Genomic DNA, 13881 nt, shown 5'->3' on the forward strand with positions numbered 1-13881 from the left:
CTTCAGCCAAGCGCGGGCCGCCAAGACGATCCATGGGAGATGGTCGTGGATTCCTTTGTGATCGTCTACGGTCAGGTCATGGACGTCCTGAGCGACCTGCTGCACCGGGCCCACGCCTCGGACGCGCTGGCGCGGCAGCTGATCCAGCGGCCGCCGTGGTCGATGACCTTCGCCGACGCCCCGCCGCTCACGCTGGTCGCGACGCTGGGAGGGCACGCGTTCGTCAGCCTCCGCGGCGCCGCGCCGGTCCGCCTCGCCGCCGGTGACATCGCCCTGGTCACGACGGCCGGCTACACGATCGCGGACGACCCGGCGACCGCGCCCCAGGTGGTGATCCGAGGTGCGAAGAAGTACCCCATCACCGCCGACGCGAGACCGCGGGCGCCCCGCACGTACGGTGACGGCGCACCCGGTGCGACGGCGATGCTGCGCGGCGCCTACGAACTCCACGGCGCCGCCGCCGAGCGGCTCCTCGACGCGCTCCCGCCGCTGGCGGTCGTGCGCGCCGGGCCTCGGACCCGAGCGGCTCTCGACCTCCTCGCCGGCGAGATCGCCCACGACGAACCGGGCCAGGACGCGGTGCTCCGCCGCGTGCTGGACCTGGTCCTCGTGCTGGCCCTGCGGGCGTGGTGCGCGGGGACGGACACGCCGCCGGCCTGGTACCGGGCGCTCGACGACGCCGGCATCGGGGAGGCGCTGCGGCTGCTGCACGCCGAACCCGCGCACCGGTGGACGGTCGCCTCGCTGGCCGCGCGGGCAGGGCTGTCACGAGCCGCGTTCGCCGCCCGCTTCGCGCGCCTCGTCGGCGAGCCACCGCTGACCTACCTGACCGGTTGGCGGATGACGCTCGCCGCGGATCTGTTGCGCGACACCGAAGACACCGTCGCCGCGGTCGCGAAGGCGATCGGCTACGAAGACCCGTTCGCGTTCAGCGTGGCCTTCAAACGCCACCGCGGCGCCAGCCCGTCGGACTGGCGCCGCGGCGGGGTGTGACGTCAGTCGGTGAGCGTGGCCGGGTCGCTGGTGCTCGGCCGGCCGTTCTCGAGGTGTCCCGCCAGGCGGCGCAGGAACTTCGGATCGCCGTCCGACGTCACCGACACGTCGTACCAGTTGCCGCTGCGGCGGGTGTCCACGTGCTCGACGACCCGCGCGCCCGGCCGGAGCCGGCGCGTCGTCGAACAGCGGCCGTAGGCGTCCGCCACCGTCAGCCGGATCGGCTGGGTGCCGCTGTTGGTCAGGACCAGCGCGAGGTCGCCGCCCTCCTGGCGGACGCTCACCTCGGGACCGGCGGCACCGCCCCGGAACTGCCGCACGAACCCGTTGGGCCCGTACGCGGTGTAGTCGTACGCCCCGGAAGCCGGCAGGGCGGCCGCCAGCGACTTGCCCGCGCCGGCCGTGTACGTGCGCGGCTCGCCCGACGGCGTCACGACGGAGAACGCCGCCCCCGCACGGCCGCGGTTGGCGAAGGTCACCGTCAGCGTGCCGTCGGCGAGCCGGGCGTCGGCCGACAGGTCGTACGGCAGCGCCCGCGCCGGCCGCAGCCCGCGTTCCTGCCTGGGCAGCACGTTCTTCGCCGGGACGGCGGGCACGTAGTCCGGGTGCCGTACGCGGTCCGGCGGCTCGTAGCCCGCGGTGTCCGGCAGCGCGGGCACCCGCGAGTCGGTGCGCGCGAAGTCGAAGGCCGAGGTCAGGTCGCCGCAGACCGAGCGGCGCCACGGCGTGATGTTCGGTTCGTGCACGCCGAAGCGGCGTTCGACGAACCGGATGATCGAGGTGTGGTCGAACGTCTCCGAGCAGACGTAACCGCCCTTGCTCCACGGCGACACCACGAGCATCGGGACGCGCTGGCCGAGCCCGTACGGCCCGGCCGGGTTCGCCGCCGACCCCGCGAAGATCTCGCCCGCCGTGTCCACAGTGGACTGACCAGCCGACGCGTACGGCGGGACGACGTGGTCGAAGAAACCGTCGTTCTCGTCGTAGGTGATGAACAGCGCGGTCTTGCTCCACACCTCCGGATTCGCCGTCAGCGCGTCGAGCACCTGCGCGATGTACCAGGCGCCGTAGTTCACCGGCCAGTTCGGGTGCTCGCAGAACGCCTCGGGCGCGGTGATCCACGAGACCTGCGGCAGCTTCCCGGCCTTGACGTCGGCGCGCAGCCGGTCGAAGTAACCTTCGCCGGCCTTCGCATTCGTGCCGGTGCGCGCCTTCTCGTACAGCGCATCGCCGGGCTTCGCGTTGCGGTAGGAGTCGAAGTACAGCAACGAGTTGTCGCCGTAGTTGCCGCGGTAGGCGTCGTCGATCCAGCCCCAGCCGCCGGCGGCGTCGAGGCCGTCGCCGATGTCCTGGTAGATCTTCCACGACACCCCGGCCTGCTCCAGCCGCTCGGGGTAGGTCGTCCAGGAGTAGCCCTTTTCGTCGTTGCCGAGGACCGGGCCGCCGCCCTGGCCGTCGTTGCCCGTGTAACCCGTCCACAGGTAGTAGCGGTTCGGGTCGGTCGAGCCCATGAACGAGCAGTGGTAGGCGTCGCAGATGGTGAACGCGTCCGCCAGCGCGTAGTGGAACGGGATGTCCTCGCGCGTCAGGTACGCCATCGTGGTCGAGCCCTTGGCGGGCACCCACTTGTCGTACTTGCCGCCGTTCCACGCCGCGTGCGTGTCGTTCCAGCCGTGCGGCAGGTCCTGGATGAACTGCAGGCCCAGGTTGTCCGCGTCGGGACGGAAGGGGTAGATGTCCCGCTTGCCGTCGGACTGCGCCCACACCGGCTTGCCGTTCGAGAGGGTCGCCGGCCGCGGGTCGCCGAAGCCGCGGACGCCGCGCAGCGTGCCGAAGTAGTGGTCGAACGACCGGTTCTCCTGCATGAGGACCACGATGTGCTCGATGTCCCGCAGCGTCCCGGTACGCCGGGCGGCGGGGATCTCGGCCGCGCGGGCGATGCTCGTGGAGAGCGCGGAAAGGGCGGCGGTGCCGCCGGCCAGCTGCAGGAAACGCCGTCGGTTGACGTCCGTCATGAGGACTCCGGGGGTGTCGGGGTGGAGAGCCGGGCCATTGTGCGTGGGCCTACGAGAACCTGCGCCGGGGCCGAGGCTAACTCCGGGCGAAACTCCGGTAAACGGCTTCGGCCGGACGAGCTCTTGACACAAATACGGAAGCACGTACTAATGTAGTGCTTCACTATGAACGACCTCTCGAACGACCCCGACGACTCCCTCTACTCCCCCGACGTCCGCAGCGCGCTCGCCGGATTCACCGACGGCGAGGACACCGGCGCGCTCGAAGCGGCCGCCGCCGTCCGCGCGGCCGCGCGCGGCCTGGACCAGCTGCGCGCGCACGGCACCGACAGCCGCGGCCTCAGCTCCGGCGCCCTCGACCTCCTGATCCGGCTCAGCGCGGCCGAAGCCCGCATCAAGGACCTCGCCGCGTCGGCCGGGGTCAGCTCGCGGAACGTGACGGGCCTGGTCGACACCCTGGAACGGGCCGGGCACGCGGCGCGGGTCCCCGACCCGCACGACCGCCGGTCGGTGCTGGTCCGCATCACCGACGACGGCCGCAGGTGGCTCGAGGAGTTCCGGCGGCCGTCCCAGCTGGCCATGGCGGCGCTGTTCCGGGGGTTCACCGACGCCGAGACGACCCGGCTGCGCCACCTCTGCCTGCGGCTGGTGGCGAACCAGCAGCAGCTCGCCCGGCACCTCGAGAACCGGTGACCGATCTCCGGGCGCGGGAGAGCGGTGCCCGCCCGACTGCCCGGGTTTTACGGAGACCACGGGCTGAGCTCGAACACGGGCGGGCACCGCCGCGAGGCGTTTACCCGGCTCGCCATCGCACAAACGCGGGCCCGCGCCCGGGCCGCCGCCGGCCTCAGCCCGCGCGCAACGCGTACCGGCGTTCGGCGTAGGCGAGGTCGTCCCGCCACAGGCGCGCCGCCGTGTGGCGCATCAGCGGGCGGATCGCCGGGGCCAGCTTCGCCGCCACCGCGAACCCCGGCCGTTCCGACGCCGCGATCGTCGCCTCGATGACCGCCGTCCGGGGGCGGCCGTCGGGGCCCGGGCCGAGCGGGGTCGCGTGCGTCTCGACCACGCTGCCCACCCCCTCGCCCTCGACGATCCGCATCACCACCGTGCGCGGTCCGGGGCAGGTGAACTCCGCCAGCACCGGGACGCCCCAGCGGCCCGCGAGCCGGAACGTCACCTCGACGAGAAACCGGTCCTCGGCGTCGGGCACGTCGATCCCCTGCGGCGCTTCGAGCACCCGCAGGCGGCTGAACGAATACGGGTGGAACCACGCGCCGTGCCACGGGTCGAGGCGGTTCGCCACCACGTCCTCGGGTTCGCACGTCCCGGTCAGCGTCGCGACGGCGTCGATGCGGGCCGGGTTCGCCGGACGGGCCGGCACCACCGGCGAGTCCGACGGCGGTTCCCCGCCCAAGCCGTCCAGGCGCGCCCAGACGAGCACGCCGTCGTCGTGCGCCGGGACCGGGGACCACGTCCCGCACCGGGAGCCGTCGATCCGCAGGCCGTGCCAGCGGCAGACCAGGCTGCCGGCGTCCACCCGCGCGTCGGCGAGCGGGGCGCCCAGGTGCGGGCACGCGCCGGGACCGATCCGGACGTCTCCCTCCGGCCCGCGCCACGCGACCAGCTCGCGGCCGCCGACGGTGACGCCGAAGGGGTGGCCGGCCCGCACCTCCCGGCTCGCCGCGACGACGAACCAGTTGCCCGACGGGCGGGCCGAGGCGCGCTTGCCCGCCGCTTCGATCACGGCGGGCGAGCAGTCGCGGTAGGTCGGTTCCTGCTTCGCCCAGCGGGGTTCGGCGAACGGCTGGACAGGCCATCGCCGCGGCCACCGCGCGGCGATCCGGCGGCTGACGTTCATCGGACCATCGTGGCCGATCCGCATCGGGCTCGCAACGTCACCGAATTCAGCTGCTCAGCGAGCGCATCGGCGTTTATCACGGTAGAACCGAGGTATCAGCCAGTTCATCCGACGCGCCCCTCGATGCTCGCCGAGCGTGCATCGAATATGCATCGCAAGACGGCCAGAGAGGAACCCGGATGACCGCGACCGCCACGGCCGCCGGACCGGTGGCGTGGCTCGACGCGCTGCGCCGGCGTTGCGCGACCGATGTCCACGCCTTCGTCAGCGAGCGGGTGCGCGAGCACTTCACCGGACGCGCGGCCGGAACCCCGGCGGCCGGCGCGCTGCCGGAGTTCGTCACCGGCGGCAAGTTCCTCCGGCCGATGTTCGCCTACACCGGCTGGCGCTGCGGCGGTCCCGAAGACCCCGCGGCCCTGCGCGCCGCGGCGAGCCTGGAACTGCTGCACTGCTTCGCGCTGGCCCAGGACGACGTCATGGACGGCTCGGCCCGGCGGCGCGGCCGCCCGTCGCTGCACGTCCGGTTCGCGCGCTGGCACGAAGAGCAGGGCCTGAGCGGCTCGGCGGCCCGGTTCGGCGAGTCGGCCGCGGTGCTCATGGGCGACCTGTTCCTCGTCTGGTCCGAGCAGCTGCTGCAGGAAAGCGGCCTCGACGCCCGCGTCCTCGCCCGCGGCCGGCCCACCTACGACCTGCTGCGCTCCGAGCTGGCGGTCGGCCAGCTCGGCGACCTGGTCAACGACGCCCGCACGCTGCCGTCCTGGGCCGACGTCCTCGACGTCATCCGCCGCAAGTCCGGCAACTACACCGTCCGCCGTCCCCTGGAGTTCGGCGCGGCGCTGGCCGGCTGCCCCGACGACGTCATCACCGCGCTCGGCACCTACGGCGGTCTTCTGGGCGAAGCGTTCCAGTTCCGCGACGACCTCCTAGGCGTCTTCGGCGACCCCGCGGTCACCGGCAAGCCCGCGGGAGACGACCTGCGCGAGCGCAAGGCCTCCAGCGTGGTCGTGCTCGCGCGGGACCTGGCCGACCGCCGTCAGCGCGCCGAGCTGACCGACCTGCTCGCCCGCGACGAGGTCGACGACGCCGCCGTCGCCCGCTGCCGGGAGCTCATCACCGCGACCGGCGCCCGCGACCAGCTGGAGAAGCTCGTCGACGAACGCGTCCGGCACGCCCTGGAGGCGATCGACCCCGTTGCCCTGCCGCGGCAGGCGGCCTCCGCGCTCACGGTCCTGGCGAACCGCTGCACCGAGCGTGTCCGATGAGGACGGTCACCGGGCGCACCGGCCACGTCGTGGTCGTCGGGGCCGGCCTGGCCGGGCTGTCCGCCGCGCTGCACCTGGCGGGCCGGGGCCGGCGGGTGACCGTCGTCGAACGGGATCCCGGCCCGGGCGGCCGCGCCGGCCGCATCGAAACGGGCGGCTACCACCTCGACACCGGGCCGACGGTGCTGACCATGCCCTCGATCCTCGCCGACACCTTCGCCGCCGCGGGCGCGGACCTGGCCGGCCACCTGCGGCTGACGCGGCTGGACCCGGCCTACACCGCGCGTTTCGCCGACGGGTCCATCCTGCCGGTGCACACCGACGCCGGCCGGATGACCGACGCGGTCCGCGAGTTCGCCGGCCCGGACGAAGCGGCCGGGTACCGCCGCCTGCGCACGTGGCTGACCCGGCTGTATGCCGCGGAGTTCGACCGGTTCGTCGCGAGCAACATCGACTCGCCGCTCGGGCTGGTTTCGGGCGACCTCGCCCGGCTCGTCGCGCTGGGCGGGTTCCGGCGGCTGGACCGCAAGATCGGCACCTTCCTCCGCGACGAGCGGCTCAAGCGCGTCTTCACCTTCCAGGCGCTCTACGCCGGCGAGTCGCCGATGCGGGCGCTCGCGCTGTACGCGGTCATCTCCTACATGGACACCGTCGGCGGCGTGTACTTCCCCGAAGGCGGGATGGCCGCGGTGCCCCGGGCGATGGCCCGGGTCGCGGAGGAGGCGGGCGCGGAGTTCCGGTTCGGCGAACCGGTCACGGCGCTCGAACGCCGGGGGGCCCGGGTCACGGCCGTCCGCACGGCCGGGGGCCGGATCCCGTGCGACGCCGTGGTGCTGACGACGGAACCGCACGAAAGCTACCGGCTGCTGGGCCGCGTGCCGCGCCGGCCGGTGCCGCTGCGCCCGGCGCCGTCCGCGCTGGTGCTGCACGCCGGCGGTCCCGGGGACTGGCCGGTCGGGCACCACACGATCTCCTTCGGCCACGGCTGGGCGTCGACCTTCCGCGAGCTCATCACCGACGGCAGCCGGATGAGCGACCCTTCGCTGCTGATCACCCGCCCGACGGCGACCGACCCCGGGCTGGCGCCGGCCGGGCGGCAGCTGTTCTCGATCCTCGCGCCGGTGCCGAACCTGCGGCGGGGACCGCGGGACTGGGACAGCGAAGCGGAGCCGTACGCCAAGGAGATCCTCGACCACGTCCGCGCCGGCCTGCTGCCCGGCTTCGAGCCGGAGGCGTGGCACGTCATCGGCCCGGCCGACTGGGCCCGGCGCGGGATGGTCGCGGGAACGCCGTTCAGCTACGCGCACTCGTTCGTCCAAACGGGACCGTTCCGGCCGCGGAACCTCCCGCCGGGCACGGAAAACGTCGTGCTGGCGGGCGGCGGGACCGTGCCGGGCGTCGGCGTCCCGACCGTACTGCTGTCCGGCAGGCTGGCCGCCGACCGGATCACCGGGGAGGGAGGCCGATGACCCGCCGCGAACTCGACGCCGCCGGCATCACCGGGTCCGGGCTGCGCGAGGCCTACCGGCACTGCCGGGAGCTCAACGCCCGGCACGGCCGCACCTACTTCCTCGCCACCCGCATGCTCGCGCCCGCGCAGCGGCCCGCGGTCCACGCGCTCTACGGGTTCGCCCGGCAGCTCGACGACCTGGTCGACGAACCGGAACCCGGCGCCACGCCGGACTCGATCGCCGCCACCCTGCTCGAGGTCGAAGAGGGGTTCCTGAAGGAGCTCGCCGCCGGGACGAGCGACGACCCGTTGCGCACCGCCGTCATCGACACCGCGACCCGGTACGCCATCCCGGAACCGTACTTCCGCGCGTTCTTCGCCTCGATGCGGATGGACCTGACCGTGACCGGCTACCCGACGCGCGCCGCGCTCGACGAGTACGTCCACGGCTCGGCGGAGGTCATCGGGCTGCAGGTGCTGCCGATCCTCGGCACCGTGGTCTCCCGGGAGGAGGCCGCGCCGCGGGCCGCCGCGCTCGGCAAGGCGTTCCAGCTGACCAACTTCCTGCGCGACGTCGCCGAGGACCTCGAGCGCGGCCGGGTCTACCTGCCGGCCGACGAGCTGGCCGCGGCGGGCGTCGACCGCGACCGGCTCGGCTGGTGCGCCCGGACGCGCCGGCTCGACCCGGCGGTGCGGCGGGCGCTGATCGACCAGGTCGCGGCCACCCGGCGCGTCTACGCCGAGGCCCGGCCGGGCATCGCCATGCTGCACCCGGCGTCCCGGCCGTGCGTGCGGACCGCGTACGTCCTTTACGGAGGGATCCTCGACCGCATCGAAGACCTGGGCTACAACGTGTTCGCCGGACGCGCCCGCGTGCCCCGGCACCGGCGGCTGGCCGCGGCCTGCGACGCGCTCGTGCGCGCGCAGTGGGCCCGGCGCCGTCATCCGGCGGTGGCGTGAGGTGGGCCGGTGGGAATACCTGGCCGTCCTCGGCGCGTGTGTGCTGGTGACCCTGCCGCTGGAGCTGGCGGGCGCCCGCGCGTGGCGCCGTCCGGCGCGGCTGGCGCGCGCGGTGCTGCCGGTCGCGGGGGTGTTCCTGGTCTGGGACGCGCTGGCCATCGCGGCCGGTGCCTGGGACTTCGACCCGGCGTTCGTCACCGGGCTGCGCGTCCCGTTCGGGATTCCGCTGGAAGAGGTGCTGTTCTTCGTGGTGATCCCGGTCTGCGGCGTCCTGACCTACGAAGCGGTCGAGCTGACCGGGAACCTGCTGCGCCGGCTCGTCCGGCCGCTGCTCGACCGGCGGCGGGTGCGGCGCTGATGCCATGGGGTTACACGGTTCCCGCCGTCGCCGCCGTGCTCGCGGTGGTCGCGGCGGAGGTCTTCCTCCTGCGCACCGGGCTGTTCCGGCGGATGACGTACTGGGTCACCATGGTGATCGTGATCGCCTTCCAGATCCCGGTGGACGGGTGGCTGACCAAGCTGTCGGCGCCGATCGTCCGCTACTCCCCCGCGGGCATCACCGGCTGGCGGTTCCCGTGGGACATCCCGGTGGAGGACTTCCTGTTCGGCTACGCCCTCGTCACCGCGGTCCTGCTCCTGTGGGAGCGCGGGAAGTCGCGAAAGGACAGTGCATGAAAGGCAACGGCCTGCCCCGCGCCGAAGTGCCGGCGGCGTTCGACGCGGGCGCGGCGGCCTACGACCGGCTCGTCGGGCTGAACCCGGGCTACCACCGCGACCTGCGGCTCTCGGCGCGACGGCTCATCCGGCCGGGACATCAGGGACTGCGGATCCTCGACGCGGGCTGCGGTACGGGCGCGTCGACCGCCGCGCTGCTGGCGGTCGCCCCGGACGCGCGCGTCACCGCGATCGACGCGTCGGGCGCGATGCTCGCCCGCGCCCGCGCCAAACCGTGGCCGTCCACAGTGGAGTTCCGGCACACGCCGGTGGAGGAGCTGGCCGGGGTGGCGGGCCCGTTCGACGCGATCCTCGCCGCGTACCTGCTGCGCAACGTCGACGACCCCGACGCCACCCTGCGGGCGCTGCGCGGGTTGCTGCGCCCCGGCGGGCAGCTGGCGCTGCACGAGTACTCCGTGCGCGACTCCCGCCGCGCGCGCTGGGTGTGGAACGCGGTGTGCGGCGCGATCGTCATCCCGCTCGGCCAGCTCACCACCGGCGACGCCACGCTCTACCGGCACCTGCGCCGCAGCGTCGTGGCCTTCGACGGCGTCACCCAGTTGTGCGCGCGCCTGTCGCGGGCGGGTTTCACCGACGTCCGCACCGGCACGATGCCGGGCTGGTCGCGCGGGATCGTCCACACGGTACTGGGCACGGCACCGTGATCGCGGGCCGCGACCGCCGGGCGGAGACCCACCCCGCACCCGGCGGGCTGCCCGACGCCGGGCGGCTCGGCCGCCGTCCGCGCGCGGCCGTCGTCGGCGGCGGTATCGCCGGGCTCACCGCGGCGACCGGGCTCGCCGAGCGCGGGGTCGAGGTGACGGTGTTCGAGCGGGAAGGCCACCTGGGCGGGCGCGCCGGCGGCTGGCCCGAGCGGCTGCCGGACGGCACGGAAGTCACCATGAGCCGCGGGTTCCACGCGTTCTTCCGCCAGTACTACAACTTGCGGGCGCTGCTCATGCGCACCGACCCGGGCCTGGCGCGGCTGGTCGCGGTGCCCGACTACCCGCTGGTCGACCCGCACGGGCGCACCGACACGTTCGCCGGCCTGCCGCTGAAGCCGCCGTTGAACGCGCTGGCGTTCGCCTTGCGCAGCCCGACGTTCCGGGCGCGCGACCTGCTGCGCTTGGACGGACGGCGCGCGCTGCCGCTGGCGACGGTCCGCGTCCCCCGCGTGTACGAGCAGCTCGACCACCTCGACGCGGCGTCGTTCCTCAGCGCGATCAACTTCCCCGAGGCGGCACGGCACCTGGCGTTCGAGGTGTTCTCGCGCAGCTTCTTCGCCGACCCGGCCGAGCTGTCCGCGGCCGAGCTGGCGACGATGTTCCACCTGTACTTCCTGGGGTCGGCCGAGGGGCTGCTCTTCGACGTGCCGGCCGAGCCGTTCCCGCAGGCGTTGTGGAACCCCCTCGGCGACTACCTTTCCGGCCGGGGAGCCGACATCCGCCTCGGCACGGCCGTGCACGGCGTGGCGCGGGAAGACGACGGGTTCCTCGTCGACGGCGCGCGGTTCGACGCCGTGGTGCTCGCCTGCGACGTGGCGGGGCTGCGCCGGATCGTGGCGGCTTCGCCGGAGGTGGGCACGGCGTCGTGGCGGGCGGCGGTCGCGGGCCTGCGCACGGCACCGCCGTTCGTGGTCCGCCGGCTGTGGCTCGACCGGCCGGTGCGCGCCGACCGGCCGGCGTTCCTGGGCACGGGCGGGCTCCCGCCGCTGGACAACATCAGCGTCCTGAACCGCTACGAGGGCGAAGCCCGCCGCTGGGCGGCGCGCACGGGTGGTTCGGTGGTGGAGACGCACGCGTACGCGTCACCGGACGGCGCGGGCCTGGACGGGCGCCTGCACGAGCTGTACCCCGAGACGGCCGCGGCGCGGGTGCTGGGCGAGATCACGGTGACGCGGCAGGACTGCCCGCTGTTCCCGGTGGGCGGGTTCGCGTCGCGGCCGGGCGTGGTGACCCCGGAGCCGGGCCTGGTCCTGGCGGGCGACGCGATCCGGGTGGACCTGCCGGTGGCGCTGATGGAGAGAGCGGCGACCACGGGCTGGGCGGCGGCGAACGAGCTGCTGACCGGCTGGGGCGTGGCGGGACACCCGCTGCGCTCGGTCCCCAACCGCGGGCGGCTCCGCTTGCTGGACCGCTTGGCGTGAGCCGTCGCGGTCGCCTGCCACACCGTCGGGCAGGGCGTCCCGTCTGGCCGAGGATCGCCGGCGGGACGCGGCCGAACGACGCCAGGTTCTTGACCGGCCGCTCAGCGCAGCACCGCCGCCAGCACGTCGGACCCCAGCGCCGTCAGGTCGGGCACGTTGACGGTGTACCGGACGTACCGGCCCTGCCGCCGGGCCGTGAGCAGGCCCGCGCGCCGCAGGACGGCCAGGTGGCGGGACACCTCCGGGGCCGACAGCGCCCACGCGTGGGCCAGCTCGCCGGTCGTGTGCGGGCCGCGGGCCAGCGTGCGCAGCAACCTCAGCCGGACCGGGTGCGCCAGCGCCTCCAGGCGGCGCGTGACCGTCTCCAGCGGAACCGGCTCCGCCCTCGCCACGGGGTACTGGACCACCGGCTGCCACCCCGGCGCGTGGACCGCCACCAGGTGCGGGTGGCCGAAGACGCTGGGCAGGAACGTGACGCCGGTGTCGCGGGCGGTGGTCGCGGTGTCCTGGAGCTTGTCCACGACGATGCGGGTGCCGTCCGGCGACAGCGCCACGGCGCCGGAGACCGACGCGAGCGCCGCCCCGATCCCTTGGCGGTTCAGCAGGTCGTTCTTCCGGCGCAGGTCGGCGGCGAGCTGCCCGGCGACGTCCGTCCAGGCCGCGTCGAAGAAGGCTTCGGCGCACTGTTCGAGGGTGTCCCGCACCCGCGCCCGCACGGCCGCCGGGTCCGCCAGCAGCCGTTCCGCGAACGCCTCCTGCAGCGCGCCGCGGGCCTGGGCGAGGTCCAGGGCGCGCTCGCGCGCCGCCGTGTCGGCGAGCGGTGACGGCGCTCCGAAGTGGACGCGGCTGCTGCCGCACGTGGTGACGAGCGCCGCGGTCACGTAGGTTTCGTCGTCGATCCGGTCCACATCGTCCAGTTCCGCCGCCAGCGTCGGCCGGGGACGGGCGGGAACGAGGAAGTCGGCTCGCGAAGAACGCCAGAGGAACTCCGCCTCCCGGAGCCGCTCGGCCAGCTCGGGCCGCAGCCCGGCCCAGACCTCCCCCGCCCGGCCGGCGAGCCGCGGGTGGTGCCCGGGTTCGGCCAGGACGTGCAGCATCGCCGTCAGCTCGGCCAGCGGGGAGGCCGCGAACCGCAGCCCTCCGGGCGGCAGGCCGCCGATGTCGATCCGCAGCGTCATCCCCGCATTCTCGCCGGTCGGCCCGCCGGTGGCCGCGCCGGTTGACGAACACCGTCAACCGGCGTGGCCGGACCGGCGGGCGAACGCACCGTGGACGCCATGACGACCAAGATCCGGCCGCGGGCCCTCCTGCGGGCTTCCGGCGGCCCCCGCTACGCCCTCGCGCTGCTCGTGGACGCGCTCGGCACCGGTTTGCTGCGGCCCTTCCTGCTGCTCTACGGGGTGCTGGTGCTGGGGCTGTCCGCGGCGGAAACCGGCATCGCCATGACGGCCGGGGTGGTCGTGGGCCTGGGGTGCCTGCCCGCGGTGGGCCACTGGCTGGACCGGGGCGCGCGCAGCACGGCCGTGGCCGCGTCGATGCTGGTGCGGGTGCTGGGTGTCGCGCTGCTGCTCGCCGCGCCCGCGGGCCACGTCTGGCTGTTCGCGACGGCGGCGCTCTTCCTCGGCATCGGCAACCAGGCGTGGCCGGCCGCCCACGCGGCCCTCGTGGCCACGGTCGCCGAGGGACGGGAACGCGACGCCGCGCTCGCGGCCGGCCGCGCCCTGCGCAACGCCGGCCTGGGTGCGGGCGGGCTCCTCGCCACCGCGTGCCTGGCGGGCGGCGCCACGGCGTTGCAGGCGCTGGCCGCCGTCACCGGGCTCGCCTACTTCGCCGCGGCCGTACTGGCGTGGTCGGTCCGCCTCCGCGCGGAGCCGGCCCCCACCCCGGCCGCGGCCGCCGGGCCCGCACCCCGGATGGGCGCGCTGCCGGCCGCCAACGTGGTCTACGTCTTCTGCCTCAACGTCCCCGAAGTCGCGCTCCCGCTGGTGCTGGTGACCCAGCTGCACGCCTCCCCGGTGTGGGCGGCGGTGATCTTCGTGGCGAACACGGTGCTGGTGGTCACCCTGCAGGTGCCGGTCACCGTCCTGCTGTCGCGGTTCACCCGGCGGACCGCGCTGGCTCTCGGCGGCGTGGTGCTCGCCCCGTCCTACCTCGGTTTCCTCGTGGCCACCTCGGGGAGCGCCGCGGCCGTCGCCGCGGTGTCGGTGGTCTGCACGGTCGGCGAGATCGTCTACGCCGGCAGCGCGACCGCGCTCGTCGCCGCCCTCGCCCCTCCCCACGTCCTGGGCCGCGCCCTCGCCCGCTTCCAGCTCTCGACGGGTTTCGGCCTCGCCGTCTCCCCGGCGGTCATCACCGCTCTCGCCGCCCGCGGCCCGGTGGTCCTCTGGGGCGGTCTCGCCGCCGCGACGCTCGTCTCCGCCTCCGCCGTCGCCGGCGAAAGCCGCCACGCGGGGGCTTTCCTTCGCAAGACTAAGCATTAGTCT

At 74.6% G+C, this 13881-nt stretch carries 13 protein-coding genes; 10 read left to right on the forward strand and 3 right to left on the reverse strand.

The features are described 5' to 3' along the window. Nucleotides 1-78 precede the first annotated feature (78 nt). Nucleotides 79-993: an AraC family transcriptional regulator gene (locus ACWEVP_RS19960; protein WP_452064357.1), complete on the forward strand. Its 915-nt coding sequence runs from the start codon at nt 79-81 to the stop codon at nt 991-993. A 2-nt stretch (nt 994-995) separates the two neighbouring features. On the opposite strand, the gene ACWEVP_RS19965 is transcribed toward ACWEVP_RS19960, so the two are convergent. Further along, entirely contained in the window at nt 996-3008 is a 2013-nt protein-coding gene (locus ACWEVP_RS19965) for a phosphocholine-specific phospholipase C (protein ID WP_452064033.1), read from the reverse strand. A 165-nt stretch (nt 3009-3173) separates the two neighbouring features. Here ACWEVP_RS19965 and ACWEVP_RS19970 point away from each other — a divergent pair, with 165 nt between their 5' ends. Then, nucleotides 3174-3701 carry a MarR family winged helix-turn-helix transcriptional regulator gene (locus ACWEVP_RS19970; protein WP_452064034.1) on the forward strand — a complete coding sequence of 176 codons (528 nt, stop codon included), beginning with the start codon at nt 3174-3176 and terminating at the stop codon, nt 3699-3701. Nucleotides 3702-3855: 154 nt separating this feature from the next. On the opposite strand, the gene ACWEVP_RS19975 is transcribed toward ACWEVP_RS19970, so the two are convergent. After that, the gene (locus tag ACWEVP_RS19975; RefSeq protein WP_452064035.1) at nt 3856-4866 is read right to left on the reverse strand and encodes a DUF5914 domain-containing protein; all 1011 of its coding nucleotides are present in this window, start codon (nt 4864-4866) and stop codon (nt 3856-3858) included. Between the two features lie 179 nt (nt 4867-5045). Here ACWEVP_RS19975 and ACWEVP_RS19980 point away from each other — a divergent pair, with 179 nt between their 5' ends. Genes ACWEVP_RS19980 through ACWEVP_RS20010 form a run of 7 tightly spaced genes read left to right on the forward strand, consistent with a single transcriptional unit; the run spans nt 5046 to nt 11398 of the window. Next, on the forward strand, nt 5046-6128 hold the full coding sequence (locus ACWEVP_RS19980; RefSeq protein ID WP_452064036.1) for a polyprenyl synthetase family protein: 1083 nt from the start codon (nt 5046-5048) through the stop codon (nt 6126-6128). Continuing rightward, nucleotides 6125-7597 carry a phytoene desaturase family protein gene (gene crtI, locus ACWEVP_RS19985; RefSeq protein WP_452064037.1) on the forward strand — a complete coding sequence of 491 codons (1473 nt, stop codon included), beginning with the start codon at nt 6125-6127 and terminating at the stop codon, nt 7595-7597. The genes ACWEVP_RS19980 and crtI overlap by 4 nt, the downstream gene beginning before the upstream one ends. Beyond that, nucleotides 7594-8538: a phytoene/squalene synthase family protein gene (locus ACWEVP_RS19990; protein ID WP_452064038.1), complete on the forward strand. Its 945-nt coding sequence runs from the start codon at nt 7594-7596 to the stop codon at nt 8536-8538. The genes crtI and ACWEVP_RS19990 overlap by 4 nt, the downstream gene beginning before the upstream one ends. 1 nt (nt 8539) lies before the next feature. Beyond that, nucleotides 8540-8896 (forward strand): lycopene cyclase domain-containing protein, encoded by a 357-nt coding sequence (locus ACWEVP_RS19995; RefSeq protein ID WP_452064039.1) that lies wholly within the window; start codon nt 8540-8542, stop codon nt 8894-8896. Beyond that, nucleotides 8896-9213, forward strand: a complete 318-nt coding sequence (locus ACWEVP_RS20000; protein WP_452064040.1) for a lycopene cyclase domain-containing protein — start codon at nt 8896-8898, stop codon at nt 9211-9213. Before ACWEVP_RS19995 ends, ACWEVP_RS20000 begins: the two co-directional genes overlap by 1 nt. Continuing rightward, nucleotides 9210-9917 carry a class I SAM-dependent methyltransferase gene (locus tag ACWEVP_RS20005; protein ID WP_452064041.1) on the forward strand — a complete coding sequence of 236 codons (708 nt, stop codon included), beginning with the start codon at nt 9210-9212 and terminating at the stop codon, nt 9915-9917. The genes ACWEVP_RS20000 and ACWEVP_RS20005 overlap by 4 nt, the downstream gene beginning before the upstream one ends. Then, entirely contained in the window at nt 9914-11398 is a 1485-nt protein-coding gene (locus ACWEVP_RS20010) for an FAD-dependent oxidoreductase (protein ID WP_452064042.1), read from the forward strand. The genes ACWEVP_RS20005 and ACWEVP_RS20010 overlap by 4 nt, the downstream gene beginning before the upstream one ends. Nucleotides 11399-11499: 101 nt before the next feature. Here the strand turns inward: ACWEVP_RS20010 and ACWEVP_RS20015 are convergent, their stop codons facing one another. Next, complete coding sequence (locus ACWEVP_RS20015; protein ID WP_452064043.1) at nt 11500-12576, reverse strand: DUF5937 family protein; 1077 nt, start codon at nt 12574-12576, stop codon at nt 11500-11502. Between the two features lie 99 nt (nt 12577-12675). On the opposite strand from ACWEVP_RS20015, the gene ACWEVP_RS20020 reads away from it, so the two are divergent. Beyond that, entirely contained in the window at nt 12676-13878 is a 1203-nt protein-coding gene (locus ACWEVP_RS20020) for an MFS transporter (protein ID WP_452064044.1), read from the forward strand. Nucleotides 13879-13881 lie beyond the last annotated feature (3 nt).

The sequence above is a fragment of the Amycolatopsis sp. NPDC003865 genome (assembly GCF_053605345.1).